This is a genomic window from Bradyrhizobium sp. WSM4874 (genome assembly GCF_055811835.1).
On sequence record NZ_JBVVPR010000273.1, the window covers coordinates 1 to 259 of the forward strand.

The following is a 259-nucleotide window of genomic DNA, read 5'->3' on the forward strand; positions in this document are numbered from 1 at the left end:
CCTGGCTCAGAGAACTCTTGTGCCTGTTCCTGGTCCGACTATGCCGCGTGCTGGCCGGTCCAGCCCCGCTCAATTCGCCTTCTTAACGGACGACTCATTAGCGTCGCGATGTGGCGGCGACCAGCGTATAGGCCCTCCCGCCGCAGCAACGATCGCAGCATACGCCCTCCCGCGAAGGGATCATCGAGATGCAGCTCATCGAGCCGACGCATCAAGGCAAGGTCCTCGGCCGAAACTGGCCGAGGTTCATAGTAGACCG

General features: G+C 62.2%; 1 pseudogene. It reads right to left on the minus strand.

What is annotated here, in order from left to right:
* Positions 1-89: 89 nt before the first annotated feature.
* Positions 90-259: pseudogene (locus AC0L3P_RS40330) on the minus strand (IS3 family transposase); the annotation flags it as partial.